The 18,705-nt window shown below is 44.3% G+C and carries 22 protein-coding genes, 3 tRNA genes and 1 pseudogene; 5 read left to right on the forward strand and 21 right to left on the reverse strand.

Annotated features, from left to right (window positions below):
• Positions 1-767, forward strand: a pseudogene (locus tag A7098_RS23040) (hypothetical protein); the annotation flags it as partial.
• 193 nt (positions 768-960) lie between these two features.
• Here the strand turns inward: A7098_RS23040 and A7098_RS23890 are convergent.
• The 9 genes from A7098_RS23890 to A7098_RS23080 all read right to left on the reverse strand — a co-directional run bounded on the left by A7098_RS23890 (position 961) and on the right by A7098_RS23080 (position 6,118).
• Positions 961-1,047: transfer RNA gene (locus A7098_RS23890), tRNA-Ser, on the reverse strand.
• 321 nt (positions 1,048-1,368) lie between these two features.
• Positions 1,369-1,444: transfer RNA gene (locus tag A7098_RS23045), tRNA-Thr, on the reverse strand.
• Between the two features lie 2 nt (positions 1,445-1,446).
• Positions 1,447-1,521, reverse strand: a tRNA-Asn gene (locus A7098_RS23050).
• Between the two features lie 777 nt (positions 1,522-2,298).
• The gene (locus A7098_RS23055; protein WP_094259624.1) at positions 2,299-2,589 is read right to left on the reverse strand and encodes a C-type natriuretic protein; all 291 of its coding nucleotides are present in this window, start codon (positions 2,587-2,589) and stop codon (positions 2,299-2,301) included.
• Positions 2,590-2,734: 145 nt separating this feature from the next.
• A complete protein-coding gene (locus tag A7098_RS24345; protein WP_077136338.1) occupies positions 2,735-2,950 on the reverse strand; it encodes a hypothetical protein in 216 nt (71 codons plus the stop codon).
• Positions 2,947-4,269: a DNA ligase gene (locus A7098_RS23065; protein WP_077107992.1), complete on the reverse strand. Its 1,323-nt coding sequence runs from the start codon at positions 4,267-4,269 to the stop codon at positions 2,947-2,949. Before A7098_RS23065 ends, A7098_RS24345 begins: the two co-directional genes overlap by 4 nt.
• On the reverse strand, positions 4,266-4,748 hold the full coding sequence (locus A7098_RS24350; RefSeq protein ID WP_252362530.1) for a hypothetical protein: 483 nt from the start codon (positions 4,746-4,748) through the stop codon (positions 4,266-4,268). Before A7098_RS24350 ends, A7098_RS23065 begins: the two co-directional genes overlap by 4 nt.
• A gap of 54 nt (positions 4,749-4,802) precedes the next feature.
• Complete coding sequence (locus A7098_RS23075; protein ID WP_001755528.1) at positions 4,803-5,579, reverse strand: hypothetical protein; 777 nt, start codon at positions 5,577-5,579, stop codon at positions 4,803-4,805.
• A 125-nt stretch (positions 5,580-5,704) separates the two neighbouring features.
• Positions 5,705-6,118 (reverse strand): hypothetical protein, encoded by a 414-nt coding sequence (locus tag A7098_RS23080; protein ID WP_021512314.1) that lies wholly within the window; start codon positions 6,116-6,118, stop codon positions 5,705-5,707.
• Positions 6,119-6,351: 233 nt separating this feature from the next.
• Between A7098_RS23080 and A7098_RS23085 the strand changes: the two genes are divergently transcribed.
• Entirely contained in the window at positions 6,352-7,497 is a 1,146-nt protein-coding gene (locus A7098_RS23085; RefSeq protein WP_032252488.1) for a tetratricopeptide repeat protein, read from the forward strand.
• Here A7098_RS23085 and A7098_RS23090 read toward each other — a convergent pair.
• The 3 genes from A7098_RS23090 to A7098_RS23100 form a co-directional block, all read right to left on the reverse strand.
• The gene (locus A7098_RS23090) at positions 7,489-8,604 is read right to left on the reverse strand and encodes a DNA primase (protein WP_176251462.1); all 1,116 of its coding nucleotides are present in this window, start codon (positions 8,602-8,604) and stop codon (positions 7,489-7,491) included. The two genes, A7098_RS23085 and A7098_RS23090, sit on opposite strands and share 9 nt — an antisense overlap.
• A gap of 147 nt (positions 8,605-8,751) precedes the next feature.
• On the reverse strand, positions 8,752-10,092 hold the full coding sequence (locus tag A7098_RS23095; protein WP_016607338.1) for a DnaB-like helicase C-terminal domain-containing protein: 1,341 nt from the start codon (positions 10,090-10,092) through the stop codon (positions 8,752-8,754).
• Positions 10,093-10,135: 43 nt separating this feature from the next.
• Positions 10,136-10,876, reverse strand: coding sequence for a hypothetical protein (locus A7098_RS23100; RefSeq protein WP_001717320.1), 741 nt, complete (start codon positions 10,874-10,876; stop codon positions 10,136-10,138).
• A 282-nt stretch (positions 10,877-11,158) separates the two neighbouring features.
• Between A7098_RS23100 and A7098_RS23105 the strand changes: the two genes are divergently transcribed.
• A complete protein-coding gene (locus A7098_RS23105) occupies positions 11,159-11,926 on the forward strand; it encodes a hypothetical protein (protein WP_000342417.1) in 768 nt (255 codons plus the stop codon).
• Positions 11,927-11,978: 52 nt separating this feature from the next.
• On the opposite strand, the gene A7098_RS23110 is transcribed toward A7098_RS23105, so the two are convergent.
• Both A7098_RS23110 and A7098_RS23115 read right to left on the reverse strand, forming a co-directional pair.
• Positions 11,979-12,332, reverse strand: coding sequence for a hypothetical protein (locus A7098_RS23110; RefSeq protein ID WP_160378290.1), 354 nt, complete (start codon positions 12,330-12,332; stop codon positions 11,979-11,981).
• A gap of 5 nt (positions 12,333-12,337) precedes the next feature.
• Positions 12,338-13,006 (reverse strand): AAA family ATPase, encoded by a 669-nt coding sequence (locus tag A7098_RS23115; RefSeq protein WP_000161228.1) that lies wholly within the window; start codon positions 13,004-13,006, stop codon positions 12,338-12,340.
• 318 nt (positions 13,007-13,324) lie between these two features.
• Here A7098_RS23115 and A7098_RS23120 point away from each other — a divergent pair, with 318 nt between their 5' ends.
• Together A7098_RS23120 and A7098_RS23125 are read left to right on the forward strand one after the other, a co-directional pair.
• Positions 13,325-13,594, forward strand: coding sequence for a DUF1778 domain-containing protein (locus tag A7098_RS23120; protein WP_042063163.1), 270 nt, complete (start codon positions 13,325-13,327; stop codon positions 13,592-13,594).
• 7 nt (positions 13,595-13,601) lie between these two features.
• Positions 13,602-14,123 carry a GNAT family N-acetyltransferase gene (locus A7098_RS23125; protein ID WP_000072677.1) on the forward strand — a complete coding sequence of 174 codons (522 nt, stop codon included), beginning with the start codon at positions 13,602-13,604 and terminating at the stop codon, positions 14,121-14,123.
• Positions 14,124-14,291: 168 nt separating this feature from the next.
• Here A7098_RS23125 and A7098_RS23135 read toward each other — a convergent pair whose 3' ends face one another.
• The 7 genes from A7098_RS23135 to A7098_RS23165 form a co-directional block, all read right to left on the reverse strand.
• Positions 14,292-14,543 (reverse strand): hypothetical protein, encoded by a 252-nt coding sequence (locus A7098_RS23135; protein WP_001404395.1) that lies wholly within the window; start codon positions 14,541-14,543, stop codon positions 14,292-14,294.
• 1 nt (position 14,544) lies between these two features.
• Positions 14,545-15,237: a membrane protein gene (locus A7098_RS23140; protein ID WP_042063115.1), complete on the reverse strand. Its 693-nt coding sequence runs from the start codon at positions 15,235-15,237 to the stop codon at positions 14,545-14,547.
• Between the two features lie 13 nt (positions 15,238-15,250).
• Entirely contained in the window at positions 15,251-15,574 is a 324-nt protein-coding gene (locus tag A7098_RS23145; RefSeq protein WP_000064175.1) for a hypothetical protein, read from the reverse strand.
• Between the two features lie 181 nt (positions 15,575-15,755).
• A complete protein-coding gene (locus tag A7098_RS23150; RefSeq protein WP_021520115.1) occupies positions 15,756-16,040 on the reverse strand; it encodes a hypothetical protein in 285 nt (94 codons plus the stop codon).
• A 10-nt stretch (positions 16,041-16,050) separates the two neighbouring features.
• Positions 16,051-16,755 (reverse strand): tail fiber domain-containing protein, encoded by a 705-nt coding sequence (locus A7098_RS23155; RefSeq protein ID WP_000235971.1) that lies wholly within the window; start codon positions 16,753-16,755, stop codon positions 16,051-16,053.
• A gap of 9 nt (positions 16,756-16,764) precedes the next feature.
• Positions 16,765-17,046: a hypothetical protein gene (locus tag A7098_RS23160; RefSeq protein WP_000654162.1), complete on the reverse strand. Its 282-nt coding sequence runs from the start codon at positions 17,044-17,046 to the stop codon at positions 16,765-16,767.
• Positions 17,043-18,705 (reverse strand): phage tail protein (locus A7098_RS23165; RefSeq protein ID WP_105281490.1); only part of this gene is annotated, 1,663 nt, incomplete at its 5' end. The genes A7098_RS23165 and A7098_RS23160, both read right to left, overlap by 4 nt.

The following is an 18,705-nucleotide window of genomic DNA, read 5'->3' on the forward strand; positions in this document are numbered from 1 at the left end:
TTGCTATCTTTGGATTAAAAATCGATTATTGTGAACATATTAATTCGGAAAAACTGTTTTATTTATTAAATAAATATGATTTCTTCAATGAAGAAATATTTTTTGATGATGCTTATTCAGATATGCCTTATCTGGATGCGTTCATACACCTTAGATTCAACAAAATATTCAAATCTCCAATGATAAATTATTTTGATAATATCATTAAACGTTATTATGTTCCATCGGACGTTAAAAGGGACTGGATGTTTCGACACCCAAAGCTCATACCGTCGGTTCTTATGAATTATAAAACTCCTTGTTCTCCTATAATTAATGATTACTTTGAGAAGTTGCCTTTACATGTTAGAGACTGCTTTGAGAAAGCACTTAAAACTGCGCATGATAGAGTTACTAATTTTGATGCTTACATCCCACGCCTCATTGGTTGTTCAATCGTACAACGTTACGAAGATGTACCTTCCGAAAAAAACAGGTTAAATGACAGGAACGATGTAATAGCTATGGCTGAAGATTACATCGAGAAAAGGAGATCTAATCAACTAGATTACAGACTTGAAGATATATACTTCAAGAGTGACGAAGATATAATCCCAGGCCACCATTTGATTGAGGCATTTGATGACTATGAATATAAATTATCACTCATTAAGATAAATGAGAATAAAGATAATGGCAGTCTTTTACATCGAATTTACATTGAATCCTGTGACATGGTTAAAGAATATAAGCGCGAAATATTAAAACTGGGTGACTATGTAAAGTAAATTGCACTGTTCAACAAAAAAAGGGGCCGAAGCCCCTTTGAATTTTGCGCTGAAAAAAGTGTTGCTAGGATGTTAGCAAGCTATGGTTAAGAACGTCTGCCGTAATTGTCTATCACAGCGTTGAGCGGTCTGGTTTATGTTAGCGGAGTCTTAATCGAGTTGATTAAAAGGCCAAACCGCTCAACGCTGTGTCTGGCGGAGAGTAATGGAATCGAACCATCATCGCTTGCGCAATGGGACGGTTTTCAAGACCGCTTGAGCACCATGCTCCCTACTCTCCGGCCGTTGTGGTGGCCGGTACTGAATCTCCGACACAGGGTTGTAGCAAGCCCCGCAAAGCGCGCACTACTGTAGTTGCGACACATCAGCCTGTGCATTCATCACAACGGTAAGATCACTACCTTTCGACCAGTCATTGTGCACATGAACGACGATTAACCGTAATGATATTATCGTTGTGTTGTGAAGCCAGATGCTTATCTTCTGGTTGCTTCAAAGAGCTGCACTTCATCACAACGGTAAGAGCACTGGTCTGACTCTATCGATTTACGGGCTTGTGGGTCAGTATCGCCGATTCGCCCAATGCTCTTACCTGTTGTGTTGGTGCCGGTTAACGGGATCGAACCGCTGACATCCTGCTTACAAGGCAGGCGCTCTACCAACTGAACTAAACCGGCATTGGCGATGGTGGGTGGATTCGAACCACCGGCCAGTTGGTTAACAGCCAACTGCTCTACCGCTGAGCTACACCATCAATTCAGCACTGACAGTATTTATTACTCAACAGTGCCAATCGCGGCGGTGTTAGTTTCTACCAGGAAACGCACCGCTACTTGCACTTTTCGTTAGTGCCAGACGTTTTCGACTTCGCTCAATAGAAGGCAAAATCTTTAAGTAGATGATGTTTTTGAGGACAGCGCCTACTTTGTAATTTATACAATGTGATGTATGGAATCATTTGTTGTGAAAACAGGCACCAATGGCAACAGTGGTTAAACCTACACAACAATCCTGTCTTCACAACGTTGAGGCCACTACTCCGATTGAATGTTTGCCCAACATGTTACATATCAACGCTCGCCGGTATCTCTGTGAATAGAACCTTAGAATTGATAAAAATGTAATGGCCTCAACGTTGTGTGCTGGCTAACCATACCAGCCGGGCTACGCCGCCGCTTTTTAACCCAGTATAAACGACATAATTGAACAAAATGACGTAACAGGATGGGCGGTCATTGGCTAAGAATCCGGGAGTCGTATATGAGTTGAAAATATACTGACCGCCCATTCTGTTACTTCATCGGAGGGAACATTCATGTTCCCTCCTGCGTTCTGCAATCACACTCGCTCAGTGTGTCCCATTTCGGTAACGAGGCTGGAAACTGACCTCGCTGGTGTTTGGCTTATTAGGCTACTGCCAGATAGACTTCTTCGTTTGCACTTGTATTTAAGTTCAAACAGTCGCGTCTCAACGAAAACAAAGTCATCTTATACATAAAGGATAAGTAAGTAAATACTTATCATTGTGTTTTTATTCGGTTGCGACTTTTTTGATCAAGGCCACTCTACGACTAGGTGTTCTTGTGATGGTGGCAGTGAATCGTTTCGCTTGGATAGTAATGGTTTCGTTCTCCTTAAGTTGCCCGTAGCGAGTTTCCACCAGGGTGCCAAGACGCCACAGACCATCATCGATACGTTTATGACTAGCAAATTTAATCAGCAACAGTTTTACGACTAACTGACCTACGTAAAAGGCGAATGCGACTCCGGCCGCTAAGAAATAGGTGGCCAACCACCAGTCCCAAGAAGTTAAATTGCTCATTTTCTTACCTTTGTTTCATGAACTACCCGATACACACGCTTTCCGATGCACAGTGTTTTGGTTTTAAGTTCCTGCTTAATTAAATCACGACAGATGCCGAAGCCGATAAGGAAGCCACCCATAAAAGCTAATGAGATGTATGGAATCATATTAACACTCCTGATTCTACTAATTGCTGTAGCAATACTTTCCCTTTATCAGTTAACTGGTAGTTGGCCGAACACCACGTTTCAGAAACGTTTGCAACCAACCCTAAACGCTCTAACTTAGCTCGCGTTTTAGGCTTCCAGTACTCAGGGAACTCCGGCCACTTACTTATTTCATGAAGCGTTTCTTTCTCCCGTTTACTTAATACGATCATTCTTTATCTCCGATTCGATCTTCGGTATCGCGTAAGCAACGCGGCCATTTCAGTCGTGGGTGGCGTAAGCTGCCGTCCGGTGTTTTCTCGTGACAATGAACCTCGACAATACGACCACGGTACTTCTCTTTGTTGTTCCAGATCTCGTCCAGATATTTATGCTTAATGCCGCTCGCACGAACGATGACGCCGTTTTCAAGACGAATAACAATTTTTCCAAGTGTGTTGGCAAAACCAGAGTCCGGGTCGCCCGGCTCAAAGTCGATAATTTCACCATCTTCTGAATCTTCGTCTTTTAACTTCCACCAGCTGCGGGTACGTTTAAACTCGTAAACAGAGTTCGGATCTTTGCCCATCTCCCCTTCTTCGTTATCGTCCAGGCGTTTCATGAAGCGTTCGATGAAGTCTTCGTGGCTATGGATGATATAGAACGGATGCAGGTGAATGTCTTGTGTGTAGCCTTCACTGCGATCGTTTTTGAACAACGCCACCAGCATAGCCAGGCGCTCTTTCAGCTTCATACCTGTCTTTGCATACTCTTTGGATTTAGCCTGTGCTCGCCATTCCGGTAGGAAGAAGTCGAAAACATGATAAATAGCGCCAATTGCCTGCACGTTCTTTTTGCGCAATGCAGATACGGACTGGTTAAATGAACCGGCTGTTCCTTCACCATCGAAGAAGATGTGTTTGTGGCCTGAAAGTTTGCCTAATTCGAGCATGGCTGGCTTTAGGTGATCGAGAGACGTGATTGGATTACCAGTACGAGAAAGGAAGTTAACCTCTTCCTCGTCAACAATAACCTCGCAAATTACTCGCAAACCATCGAGCTTAAGACTGCCAATCATCGGCCATTTTGCTTTAGGATTTGGCTTGAAGGGGTATTTGTCGCCTTTTTCTTTATACGGTGACGCCAGCTGCACCTCGAATTTCGGAATGGGATTTTCAAAAACCTTGTTGCATAGGCTAATCCCAACACCTGCTTTCGGGTCTTTTAAGAGGAAACGACGGAACACGTCCTGCCCATCGGCGCACATTGACGCCACGATAGACTCAACAGCTGCTATTGCTGCGTTCCCCGTCAGCTCGCGAGAGGCCAGCTTATTCAGTACATCAATGGCTTTTTCGTCACTTGGGACGGACTCACTAAGCGGCTCTGCCACTTTGTATTTCTTTACCCCAAAACGGATGAAAGGGTTGAGCATCAATGAAACCATGCTTTGTTCAAAGTCATCCATGTTGGCCAATGCCTCTTTTTTTGCATTGGTTCCCATAGCTTTCATTTCGTCCAGCTTATGCTTAAGTGCGATCAACTTTTTCATTGTTGTTTTGCCTCCATATGTTGATCGATTTGCTCATGTGTTTCTTTTGTTGTTTCTTCAATCAACGCCGCATACACGTCAGTGATCGCTGTTTGTGATGTGGCGCTCTTCTTAACCATGCTATTAATCGTTACACTGTCACGTTTTCGTTTTATAGTTCTGGCTTGTTTATTCCGTTCTTCAACCTCCTTAATGAGTGCGGTCATATCTTCGAAATACAGAGATTCTCCTTTACGAATCTCTTCAACCATCATTTTTAACGCCTTGCATTTGCCTGCTTTAATAGCGGTTGCGCACGACTGGAAAGACGTTCGAGGAAGACGGTTTTCTTTGAAGGCAAGAATGGTGTGCTGGCAAACGGAATAGCTGCAATATGCCGACTCACCGTTTATCTTTACTTCCTCACAACGAAGTGAATAACCGTTATTTCCTGAAATAGAAGGGATTTTTGACAAATCAGCTTTCACAATTACCGCCAGAAATAATCTTGTGCTTACCTATCATTATTTGCGTAAAAACGACACACAGAGAGCTTACCAACTTCCCCAGCTAATCATCTTGCGCTGATCGCTTTCTAAGCGATAAGGGGCAAGAAGCTCTGTGACATGATTGGTGGCGTATGATTTAGCCTCTTGCTTAATCATCGGTAATTCGTTAGCAATCCTGACCATCTTCCCAGCAAATTCCGCCATTACGCCATCACAAGCCTTCCCCGCATCAACAACGATATGCACAAGATCCAACTGGCTTTTGCACATATCCCAAAGAGACGCGTATTCACTCTCTCTGATTACATTTACGGCACTATTAGCCCCTTTATTAATCAAAACTTCCAACAGATTTTTCGGGGTAACGAAATCTGCTTTCAGAGATAATGTCTTTTCACCACTTATCGAACGCAAGTACTCTTCGTAGTTATTCTTCATCAAACCGCTGCTGCGCATTGCTAGAACTGCTTCTTGAATGGCCGCGTCAATAGTTTCGTCGTTTGAAAGACAAAAAACGGTATTTGTGTAGATCACTCTGCCATCAAGCCATGCTCCAACCTGCACTTTAAGACTGAGCGGGTTTTCTTTGCTAATAAAAACAACTAATGCAGAACGCCGTGCACAAGAAGGTTCGCCCCATACGTGTAACTCAACTTTCAGATAAGGCAACCCTGGTAGCGGGATCTCGTCCATACGAGCAGCGATATGATTCATTGCTGTATTGACGGCCTTTCCAATGATGTCTAGTCGACTGCCCTCGCTGATTTCTAAACCTGTTTTATCAATGATGTCACAGGCCAATTTCTGAATTTCGTCTTTCATACCAACTCCTAGCTAACAGATGAAAGTATTCTTACAAAAAACTAAGTATGTATCTACTTATCATTTTAGGCGCAATAGTTCCCTATACGAAGATGCCGGGCTTATAGTCTGCCCGGCATTCACCATTAATGAGCTACAGCCTCACTGTTGCACATCTTTCTGTAGACCTGCTTATAACGCTGTAAGTCATGAGGATCATTAGGTGCCAACGACTTCGATAGGATTTTGTATACCACCCCTTTCGAAAACATGCCCTTTGGCTTCATTTCGAGTTCAACAACATATGAGTGATAGCCCACGTATGCACCAAAGCCATTTTTGGCGTTCAATTCTCCGCACACAAAGCCTGTCACACTCCCATCGTCATGATCAGTCCTGACAAACTTATCTTTCCTAAACATCACCGACGTGGGATCTTTCATATCATCCGCAATTGCTTGTTGGCCCAGAGCAATAGCCTTCTCGTCTGTAGGCTTACACCCCACTAAAGCAAACAAAGACAATAAAGCTCCTGTTAAAATCAGCTTATTTTTGCTCATGTTGGCTTCCCTTTATTTATATTTATCGCAGGTATTAGTTAATCAAAACACGAGCAGTGCTACAATAATTAAATGGCGTACTATTTCTTATGGTTATTAGTTTCCCAGTAACTTTACCGACCATAAACTAAATCAACAAAGCTGACATATTAACTAAATTTAAGTACCCTTTTTCGCACACTTGACGCTTGCCGCGTCTAAACTGTTCATCCTATATCAACAGAACAAAAAATATGAAATACATAAAATCTTCATCGTTGCTGGCATTAACTTTGCTTTTTAGCTCTGGATTCGTTAACGCAGACAATAAACAAACGCTGATAGAAGCCGCTACCGCAGGGGATACCGCAGCACAAAGTGAGTTAGGGACAAATTATTTTGATGGTATCAATGGTTTTGATAAGGATGTAGTTGAGGCCAAGAAGTGGATTGATCTCGCTGCAGAAAAGGGAGACAAAGTAGCATATTATGCACTTGGGGTTATGTACACATTTGGCGAGGGTGTAGATAAAGACCTAAATAAAGCTGTTGAGTACTACAAACTTGCGGGGGATGCTCGTGAAGGTAGAGCCTACAACAATCTTGGTGCTATTTATCAAAAGGGGTTGCTTGGTAAAGTAGATCATGCACTCGCCATTAAATACTTCAAACTAGCCTCTGATGCCGGGTATGTTAAAGCAACTTCAGTTCTTGGGGCGTATTACCAATATGGTAAAGGCGTTAAAAAGAATTATAAAAAGGCTTTTACTTATTACAAAAAGGCGGCAGACCAAGGCAGTTCAGAAGCTATGATAGGATTAGGAATACTATACGATGATGGGTTAGGCGTTAAACGCAATGATGCAGAAGCAGTTAAGTGGTATAAAAAGGCAGCGGAACTTGGAAACGCCGACGCCATAACCAATCTTGGCATTATGTATGAGAATGGGGAAGGTGTAAAAAAGGACTATAAAAAAGCAGCCGACCTTTATCAGACTGCTTGCGATAAAGGAGAAAAAAGAGGCTGCGATTACATTGCAGAACTGAAAGAAAGCGGCAAATATCGAGCGCCGGCTTCCAAAGCCAAAACAAAATCCGCCACCCAGCGACTTATTGCTAAATCCATTGATAAGGGCGTTAACGCTACATTTACCTGGCAGGGTGATGATGCTACCTTCACCGCTAATGATGGCAAAGTTGACTGCACCTTCCTGAAGGATTTTTCAGAGAAAGGAGGCAATCTGGCTACCTCGTTTGTTTGCACCGACAACGTTCAAATCATCCTGAAGCAATTCAGAGATACCAAGAATGCCTACCTCGCAGTAATGACTGACAACTTCAATACAGAAGTTAAATCATTTTCGGTCAATGTGTATGTGACTAATACTGGTTCAAACTAGTGCTGCAATGCCTTTCACCTTGCTTAAGAGTTCAAGCTGTCGTGAGTAAGGTTTTGCGCAATAGTAGGCTTTGATAATCTGCCCCGGGGTCGCATCGCCGGGGTCGAGTCCTTCCTCGCCCAAACATGCAATTTTCACATTAAGACCAATACTGCTCAGTCGCCTGGCTGCGGCCATAGTGTTGCGTATAGCTTGCTTTTCACTATCCCACATCATGATCACATTACGTAACCCACGCGCCTTGAGCGTCAGGAACGCGCCTAACTGATCTTCTGCATCCTGAGTGGTGTTACCAGATAGATGCATCCCGAACGTTCCTATTGGTTCCACGTAATCACGTAATGTTTCTTCGTCAAAAATAGCTCGTTTAACCCCCATAACATCGAACGCCCCCTCACAGACAACTACAGTCTGTTTGCCGACTGCATTATGGCCGTTGTAGAGAAACTTACCTGAAGCTGGAAGCTGCATAGGAAAGAGGTAGCGGCGTTCTGCTGTACCGGTAATGTCTCGTCCCTGAAATGTCTTCATTACCCCATCCAGATCGTAAACCGGTATCAGTATTCGCATATCGAATATCTGCCCTTTTACCTGATCTGTATACGGATCTACATAAGCGTGCTTGCCTTCAACGCAGTATCGTAGGTCAAAATACTTTGCCATTTCAGGTGATATGTTTCGTTCAACCAGATAGTCTGGAAGACGGCCATCTATAGGAAGCTCGTAATGACGAGGGAGTGCAACTGGCCCCTCTAACTCGACTGTGCTTGCAAGCACTAGCTCTTCTTTCTTTGGTGTCCACCCCTGGGAAAGAAGAGCGTTCTGCACATATTCCTCGAACTGCCGTCGTGATTTACCGCTGTAGTGCTTGAGGAAGACCAGCTTATTGAACTGAATCTCTTCGGGATGATCACCAGCGAAGCATTTACCGACGCCACTGGTCAGATTGAAATATACCTTCCAGTTGGAGCTGCCGCATACCGGACACTCTTTGATATTCACTTCACGACCGCGAGCACTCACGCCTCCACGTCGATAAACGATACCTTCAGTATCCAACCATTGTTCAAAATCTAATTCGGCAATTAGCTCTTTCAGCTCGCTCACGATAATTCCACTTTTAACAGGCAATATTGTGACCAACCTAAATGTTGATATAACATAAAGGCTCATGTGTTTTTCTTTTGTGGTTTGGCAAAAGAAAAGTTGTTTCACCAATGAATCAAGCGTGGAGGTGTTCTCCACGCTTATTTTTTAGGTAACGTCTAAGATTCGCTCAATGAAGCGCATTTGTTCGAGGTTTTGTTTAACGCGAATGCTGATCCCTCCCTGCTGGTTACGTGAACCGGCAAAGTAGAGACGAGCCTCTCCTTTCGCTTCTTCTTCTTCGGTTTTGTTGATCGTTATTACCAGGTCAGCAATACGTACTTTTTCGATGTTGTCGGCAGCGTGCATCATTGTGGCAACTTCTGACGCGCCACCTTCACGGTTTGTCTGCGATGCCGTGATCCCAGCAACGTTATGCTTGTCATAAAGAGCACGTAAATCGGTGTAGATACTACGAATGTTGGCGCGATCATCACGAAGGTCATAACTGGCACGCATCAAATCTGCGTAGTCGACAACAACCATGTCAGGCACCATGCCGTTGGCTTTCATGCTGTTAAGCATACGGTCCAGATCTGCCGGTGACATACTTCCTGACGGACGCTCAACAACCCACAAACTACCAATCCCCTTAGAGGCTCCCAACTCTGCCAACTTACGATGAACTTCATCGCGCCGTTCCACCAACTTGGACATTTCCGTCTCCGACAATCTTGCATCAAAACGGTCGGACAAAATGTTGGTGTGAACCTCCAGCGAGAGATACAGAACATTGTAGCCAGCAAGCGTTGCGTTTATGGAAAACTCACCCATTGCGGTCGATTTACCGGATTTAGCGAACCCCATGAAGAGCACCATTTCGCGCTTTGCCCAGCCTTTTTGGTACAGCAACCTATCGAGAAGAGGGAGTCCAGTTGTAATACTGTTTGGTACATACTCCTCTGAAGCCTCATATTCACGCGCTTTCAATCGCTCACTTGCGGAGGTGTAGTAGTCATAGATTCCGGTCGCTTCGTTCGATCCAATCTGCTGAACCTTGGCCATGATTGCCATCGCCCCCTGAAAGTCGCCCTTCTCTTTCAGTTCAGCAGCCTTAATCAGAGCATCATCAAACGCTACGCTTTTTGCGAAGGTTGATACCTGGTCAACCATGTACGAGGTATCGGACAATTTTTCTGCAAGGATGCGCTTAAACGCAACAACAACATCGGCGAATAGTTCCTCACGGATAGTCTTATCGCGTTTCGCACGCTTAAGCATATCCAGAATTGCAGATGAAGAGGGCGCGCTCTTGTACATACGGTAATAGCCCGAAACCATATTAACCAATATGGCATTGGCCGCATTGGCAAATTGGCTAGGCACAACCAGATCTCCCGCACGAGTAAGAAACTCGTGATCACGACAAAAATATGCCGTCAGTCTGTTCTGGAAATCTTCATCAAACTCTTCGGACAGCCCGCGTCCTGTATGGCAAAGTTCGGTCATGTGCTTTCCTTTGTTTTTTAAACAAATTGTTTTCTAGTATTAGTTAATTAGATAGGGGATCAATAAACCGCCGTGCTTCTTCCAGTTCTTCTGGAAAGTGGGCGGAAATAAGGCGCTCTGGAACGATTTCCATTAGCCAGATAGCGGAGAAAATTGCGCGTATGCGCTTACTGCGAGGGATGGTGCGCAAACGCTCCAGAATCCACTCAAAATAGCTTTCCTGAATCGGGTTGAACTGCATGTCTCCCATATGCTTAAAGCTAACCAGAGAGTCATCCAGACGGGTTGTTGCGCGTCTGGCTAATTTCTCTTCAAATATCTCAATCAGTTCTGGCTGCCACAAATGCTGTGGGCGAGGCAGCTTGTCCCACAGACGTCGTGCAGCTGCGGAAAGAACAGTGGAGATAAAGTAGTCGTATGAGCAGCAATAGCGATCCGCAAACTGGCGTGCTTTCCATAGCGACGTTTTATTAGCAGTCGACAACTCCTGATAAGGCAAGCGTTTTAACCCGGTGGTGAACGGAGCTGTTTCAAAGTGTTCACGACCGTGCGTCAGCATGATATTTGAGTACTGACGTTTGTATGCCTCCGTAAACAGACAGGTGGCCATGAGAGGATGCATATCGCGGTAATCAAACCACTTCGTCTCAAACAGTTCAGCCTCGTCTTTGCAGCGCGACAAACCAATGTTTTCAGCAACCCACTTGTCCATAACAGCGGTATTCCACTCTGTCATGAAGTCGTACTGGTCGTTGTCGATGGTATCGAAAAAGATTTGGCTCATGTGGCTCACCTGGTAGGTAGTTACTTACTTATCACAATGAGCGGATGATAGCGACTGGTGGCAGTTTTTGGAAGTGGAAACGGAAGGGAGTTGTTCTGGTGGTGTCTTTTAAAAGACCTGCTTCCGTATATATTTAATAAGTTACTTATTATTTATATATACAGAAGCAGGCATAACTTGTCGTCTTAGACGCCCAGAAGCTCTACACTTTGAGCCTGTTAAATTGATTAAAAACTTATGTGTAAAATAGAACGCATTAGTCAGTAGCTAAGAGATGCAATAATGGACGATTTATCGGTATACGCGAGATCATTGGATAAGGCTAAATACTATGTTTACTGTCTCTATGATACAGAAGACAAGATGAAAAGACCGTTTTACATAGGAAAAGGCAAATCGACTCGTTGTCTCGATCACATCAAGTATCCCGATGACTCTCCCAAATCCATGCGGATCAAAGAACTTTTGGCTAATAAAAAATTAGGCATAGATATTCTTCGTCATGGTATGGATGAAACCACAGCCAAACTTGTTGAGGCGACATGCATCGACCTTATGGGGGTCGGAGAGCTTACGAATAAGGTACGAGGAAGTGGTTCCATGATGGGCAGAATATCACTGGACGCCTACCATCACTTAGTGCTACAAGAGGAAACTGAAATTGCTCCTGAGCACGCCGGTCTTGCCTTCCTGCTAAACAGCACCTACAAGTCAGGAATGTCCGCTCTGGCATTATATGAAGCTACGCGTGGCGTATGGGCAAAGGTTCCAAGAGACGAGAATCTCAAATATGCCTACGCTACATATGGTGGGCTAATAATGGAAGTTTATCAGATTGAATGCTGGGTCAAAGCCGGTTCTCAGCAGTACTTTACAAGGGATATAGCTCTTGGCCCCGACACAAAACGTTATGAATTTGTTGGCAGAATAGCCGATGAGCATATTAGAAAACTGTATGTAGGCAAATTAATCAAGAAGCCACCAAGCTACGGTAGCCCTTTTGTGAAGGTTGGGGTGGTTAGGACTGAACATAGTGTTAGCGCGGCATAAAGCTGACACTGTAGTTATGCATTGGCGCAATGTACGCGCCAATGCATGATTTTTAACCTTTCTTCATCAACTCTCGTTTGATTTCATCGGTACGCATCGTGACATCGGCAGCGGTGATCGCCTCATTCAATTTCACGATGTCCTCGATTTCCTGCGGTGACTTCTCTGCCAGATGGAAAATGGCTGCTCGAATCACGTCAGAACGAGTGAACTTCTCGAAGCGAGGGATGAACTTCATCATCTCCAGCAGTTCGAAGTATTCGTCCTCCAGTGACATTGTGCGGCTTTTAATTTTCTCTTTGCCACGAGTCGGGCGTCCCTGTGGTCTGACTGGTTGGCGCAAAGGAGTTGTGTTCTTAGCCGGTGCATCAGGCTCTTTGCGCTTTGCTAGGTCACCCATTTTCATGGACATTATTCTTCTTCCTCCAGACTCAACAGATAATCTACAAATTCTTCAAACTCGGCTTCCGCCTTTTTGTCGCGCTCGCTACCGGTCATTTCAAAGATAGAACGACCAGACTCTTCCGCATCATCATAGACGTTGCGGTTATATAGATTGACTGGCGCAGACTCGATTCCAAACGTCTCAACAATCTCTTTAGCCGCCAGAATGCGAGACACTTGTGATGGCAAAGCCGGGCACTGGTTCATGACCGCGCGGACCTTCACTTTATCGTTTACATTGCGAACATTGTCGATAATAGGATCGATGTCACGTAAAGATTTCAAATCACGACGCTTAGGACGCAGCGGGATAATGATAACGTCAGCCATCAGCATCGCTTGTCGCTGAATTTCGGAGTCGAAGCCACCAGCATCTACCACTACAAACTCAGCTCTACCCTGAAGCGATTTTAGGTGCTTAATGATGTCATCCTGAACGTATGCAAAAGGAATCAGCTCAAGGTCTTCGTTCTGTCGACGGTCTTCACACCAGCTCGTTGTCGTGCGCTGAATATCTATATCGGTAATATAAACCTTCTTCTTCTTTTTGACTTTCAGGCAAACGGCAATTTGCTGGGCAACGGTGGATTTGCCAGGCCCGCCCTTTGTGCCGCCAACCACAAAGATCTTGGTCATTGGAGAGTTCCCTTTGCGTATATAATTATCGTCTGAAACAACTTGTTTTCTTATATGTGATATAGCCTAAATGCCTACGGCTACGGTGTAAAGGTTAAATGGTAGGTTGTGGTTAACAATTGGCAATCATTGCTTATATTTGCCTGTTGAAAAAAGTAACAATGACCTCTATATTACAAGTACAGTGATATGCCGTACACAATTTGATAATGCACACGTAATGGGCTATAGCCTTTTAAAGTAATTTTTGAGTCGAAAACTCAGTTTGAACAGAGGAGATTGATGGCCTTCCTACATCACGGCCATCAGGAGGAATACATGTCAGCACTAAAAAAGCAGCGCATCGATTTGAGATTAACCGATGACGATAAAAGCATCATCGAGGAAGCTGCCGCAATGTCTAACCAGAGCATTACTCAGTTTATGGTTAGCAGTGCATCTGAACGTGCCGTGAAAGTTATAGAGCAACACCGTAGACTAGTTCTGAATGAAGAATCCTGGAATCTGGTTATGGACGCTATAAGCAATCCTCCGGCACCGAACGATAAGCTGAAACGAGCTGCTAATCGTCTGAAAAGCATGGAGTAGTTTACTCGTGAGCAATACGACGATAGAGATTTTCTCTGGAGAGAAAGATTATGATCTAAACGGTTTTGATTGCGGCGAAGAGTCACTAAACGCCTTTTTAGCCAACCACTTAAAAAGGCAGCATGAGGGAAAAATTCTTCGTGCTTATGTGCTTTGCACTCAAGAAGAAAGGCCAAAAGTGTTAGGGTATTACACTTTGTCAGGTAGTTGTTTTGAAAAGGAGTCCTTACCTTCACGAAGCAAACAAAAGAAGGTTCCTTATCGGAATGTTCCAAGTGTTACTTTGGGTAGGCTGGCTTTGGACAAGTCCCTTCAAGGTCAAGGATTTGGCTCAATGCTTGTAACACATGCAATGCGCGTTGTGTACAATGCATCTCTTGCTGTAGGCATTCATGGACTTTTCGTTGAGGCGTTAAATGACAAAGCCAAGGCGTTTTATAAAAGTTTAGGCTTTATCCAGCTGGTTGGTAACAACGAGCGTTCTTTGTTCTATCCTACAAAATCTATCGAAAAATTGTTCGAAGAATAATGTGTTCCCCTCATTTGAGGGGAACTTCGACATCACCAACCACAAACCCTCTCTCCCATCGTATTGTGAAAAAGGATTTGGCGTTCGGTTTCTTCAGTCATTACATCATTATTGCTGATATAGATAGGCTCAGCTCCATCGCAGAACAATACGCTGGCGGTTTGTGGTTTAATGACGCACCCACTTATCATACAACTCACGATGAACGGCAGAAGCATCTTTCTGACGTATTTTATTGCTCGTCTCATTCACCACTTCCACTGTGCTTTGAAGTCGTTTTCTGTCTTCCTGTTTTGCCTTCTCTTCCATTGCTCGTCGCGCCGCATTTCCGCCCATCGTGTAAGCGCCGACCAGAACGAAAAGAACGGCAGCCAGCGTAATCAAAGCAACTTTTAGCTTTGTCATCAGGCTGCCTAGCATATTAGACCATCCCTTTCTGGTGTTTTCTTACCTGCGACCAGGCAATGAATCCTGCCACAACAATAGTGGCAATACCGAAGATGATGCGTACTGTATCCCCGCTAGAGATATGACCTTGTGCCTTATCCATAGCAGCGGAAACCTGCGGCATAACATCGGCAAGCTGCGCCAGACCAATACCTGCTGTAACAGTTGCGCCAGCGGTTTCTTTAGTTACAGGAACAGCCTTCACGGTTTTCACCGGCTTAACGACGCCAGCTCGACGCAGACCTTCCTCAATAACTTCTGCCGTATACCAGGTGTTCAGCGTTTTTAGCGGGCCTCGGCCATTCTCGTGGCGAATGATTGCCTCAACCAAAGGTCGAAGGATGTCGTAATCATGCAGATCGATGATCATGTCTGCGGTTACACCAACGGCTTTAGACACCTCATTAATGTAGGCGTCAGTATTGTTTTCATTCGGCGGTGCCCAGCGTTCAATAACTTCACGAATGGTATCGATACTTGAGCCGTCTTTTGCGCGACGTTTATCGTGGTAGGTAATTAGAGTCACCGCCAGCGCACGAATCCCCCAAACAGGGTCTTTAAACGTGCAAAAGCGCGGTTCGTCTGGATTCGCAACCAGACCTTGCCACGGTGATCCTTTATCCAGATTACCGGGGTTATTATTACGAATGCCTCTCGGAGTCTTCATCCTTGATCTCCTGTTATTGCAGTCCACTTTTTACGCCATACGCGGCTAACCCCAAAAGCAGTGCGGTAATAATGAACGACGTTATTTTAGAAACAATGCCGCCAAAGAACCCACTTGAGATGGAGTCCAACCGGTTAAGGAGTTTGTCCAGATTGGAGTGTTGAATACTATGTTGCGCCGGGGTCATATCACCAAAGTAGGTTTTCAGCTGATCGTTGACCTCCTGGCCAATTTCTTCACGTAGCTCTTTACCTAATTTGCCGACAACCTCCCGAGCAACGATCGCGGCAATGCGCTCAACTTGCTCTGTTGTTACGCCCGCCATCTCGTTCGACATATTTTCCTCCATGAAAAGTCAAATCGGGATGGCGGATTTATATCACATTTTATCTTTTTTATATAGGTATGCACTTACCTATCTGTAAATAAACTTAAACACCAACAATAAATTACCTCAGAACATCTCTCTTTATATTTATTGCCTTCTTTGCGTAAGCTATATCTCAGTTAATCTTATATTAAATAAAAATATATAATAATGTGCACGCTAAAAGTGGAATCGCAAAATCCATCAGGCTTGCCACATCCCAAGCGCGCGGATCAAAACCGCCCCACCACGGCATATTCATACGCTTGCCATGCCCGAACATTTCAATCCAGCGATATTCTGCCTGGGTGTGTTCACGCGCAATGAAGAACGTACAACCAGCTATCGCACCGTAAGCCCAGTTTCCGGTAAAAAGACCAACCAGTACCTGCGCAGCCACAGCACAAAGTGCATGAAGGAAAGGTGTTATATCCATTACTCCTCCTTTATCCGATATCGCTTCGGGAAACGGATAACAACTTTAATTCTGACTCAAGTTCATCAACTCTTTCAGTCAGCTTCTGGATATGGTGAATCAGTGGAACAACCAGACGTTCGTACATTACACCTTCGGCAACAAGGCCATTGCTGGAAATGGTTTCCGGTGCATCATCTTCGTTGGCTGGTCGCCAGTGTACAAACTGAGGGGCAATTTCTCCAACTTCCTCGGCAATCAATCCATAGAATCCCCAGTCACGCCTGTCATTTTCGCATTGCGACCTGTACCACACAGGGCGCATCCTGAAAATGAGATCGGCGTGCTCTGAATCTATCGTCTCTACTGAATGTTTATAGCGGATAGACGATGTTGACCGCAGCACAGACGAAATTGCAGGGTCAGGATTAAGATAAAGATTTGCCGCCGCTGTAGTTGTGCCCAATCCCCATAAATAAAACGCTTCACGACCTGTCAGTGGATAAAAATCTCCGCCATAACGACCGCTTTCCAGATCGTTCACTTCCACTTTGTTTTTCAGCTTATTATCCACTTCTGTTTTTGTGTATCTGGTACTGATATCCTGCTTTGCACTGTCCATATCAGTCTGAAGCGTTGATACTTTTCCGCTAATTGATGAAATATCTTCCTTAGCTTTACTGACATCCCCCTTTAGCTTGGTGATATCTCCTGGAATTACTGTCGATGTAGCCATTTCTCTACCTCACATCCAGCCACGAAGTTGATGCTCAACAACAACCGCGTATTTATCGAATATTGACGATTTTTTTGCATCATTAATGATGCGCACGTTTACAAAATATCCGTCTTCCTTAACACATACCGGCTCGCCATCTTCAGTAAGTTCTCCGGTTTCTTTGTACACGTTACCTATCACATCAATGAGAACATTGTTCTGCATTACCTCGTCATCTTCATAACCAATGCTATCCATAAAGGTCGAAAAGTCGGTCCTGTCTGCAAATTTGAGTGTTAAATCTTTCATTTAATACTCTCCCCCATTTGTGCCTCAGTTAATTCTTTATGCCAAATGCGTAAATTTTTCACATGACCGAACAGGTGTCTGTTGCCACTGGATGATTGTCCACCGATATTAATATTACCGGCAGTATAACGTTGCAATGTATGCAGAGACGGGGAGCTGCCACCTAAAATTCCATCAACAACAACCTGCAACTGTTTATCTTCTGTAAACTTAAAGCCAGTAACAAATTTCCTTTTCTCTCTATTCCCATATGCTTTATATTCTGTTTTTGTTCCTTTGCCATTGGTGATAATTATCCTTTTACCACGATTGGTAAAACCAAAATACATATAACTTTCATCAGAAACTTCAGTCGTCGCCCCTGTAATTGAGATATTAAGCAAACGCGCAGAGCCTTCTAAATTAGGCATTTCAGAATCCCAATTAACATTAACTTCCATGAGAACACTAACTGGTGGAGTTGCCCAATTGAAAGGTATAGGTATGATTACCTGGTCACTTGCTCTCGTGGCACCGACCTCTGTTGTGATGATAAAAGATGACGCGTTTAGTCCCTTTTCGAATTGAGGGGTTGTTAACATTAATTTATCGCCAGACTTGATTGATCGTTGATGTGCTCCAAACTCAAAACGCCCATACATATTTTTTGCTTCTGGTGATTTGTAGGTAAACTCAACACGAATCCATCCATTAGACTCTCTGAATATGTTATAAGTTGCCGCCTCACCTCCAGAATAACTCAACATATCGCCAGTCTCGCAATCAATATATGCGCCAGCGGTCAGTGTGTTACTTGAGCCATCGTCGTTAACATATGATATTCTTGGACGCAACGTGATAATACCATCCCCACTTACTTTTTTAACTCTGCAGGATAAAGTAACTGATTCATTTGCCGAAACTGAAATAACCCTGGTATATCCAGTAGAAATTAATGTCGCCCTTTCAGTTGTGGATGTTTCTTTAACGCCAAACAAACCATAACTGAAACCATACTCATCAACTCCCGTGGTAATAGTTAAGTTAGCAGTGTCATAGTTCCACGATACTGGTGTATTCGTATAAGAAAAAGTATTCGTTCTCTGACCTTCAATGAGCAGACCATCTTTTTCAAAACGTGGTTCATTTATCGCTGATTCAGCAAAACACCCAGACTTATCTATATACGTTGCAGTTGACGCCCTGGTAAATGAAACAACCTTTTCAGACGGCAATGCAATAACATCGTCACCAACTGTGATTCTCTTATATCCAGGAGCAAACCCGGTAATCATATCCAGTGAATCGTTAAACGGTATCCACACATCAGGCAACGGCTGCAAAACTTGTTTATACGGCTCCGCTGCCTGGCTTGCATACTCTCTGGCTGCGTCTTCACTTGCTTTAGCTGCTGTCTGGCTTGCTGCCGATGCTTGCGCCGAGTTCGCCGCCGCAGTCTCGCTCGCCTTTGCGTTGGTTTCACTGGTTTTTGCTGCTTTTTGACTGTTAGCTGATGCAGTGGCAGAAGCAGCCGCCGCGCTTGCAGAACTGGCTGCGGCACTCTCGCTTTGGGCCGCTGCATCCTGACTGCTTTTCGCCGCAGTTTCGCTGGCTTTAGCATTCGTTTCGCTGGTCTTCGCTGCCGTCTGGCTGGACTTTGCGTTAGTTTCGCTCGTCTTC

The sequence above is a fragment of the Escherichia sp. MOD1-EC7011 genome, assembly GCF_002965005.1.
In the GTDB taxonomy this organism is placed as follows: domain Bacteria; phylum Pseudomonadota; class Gammaproteobacteria; order Enterobacterales; family Enterobacteriaceae; genus Escherichia; species Escherichia ruysiae.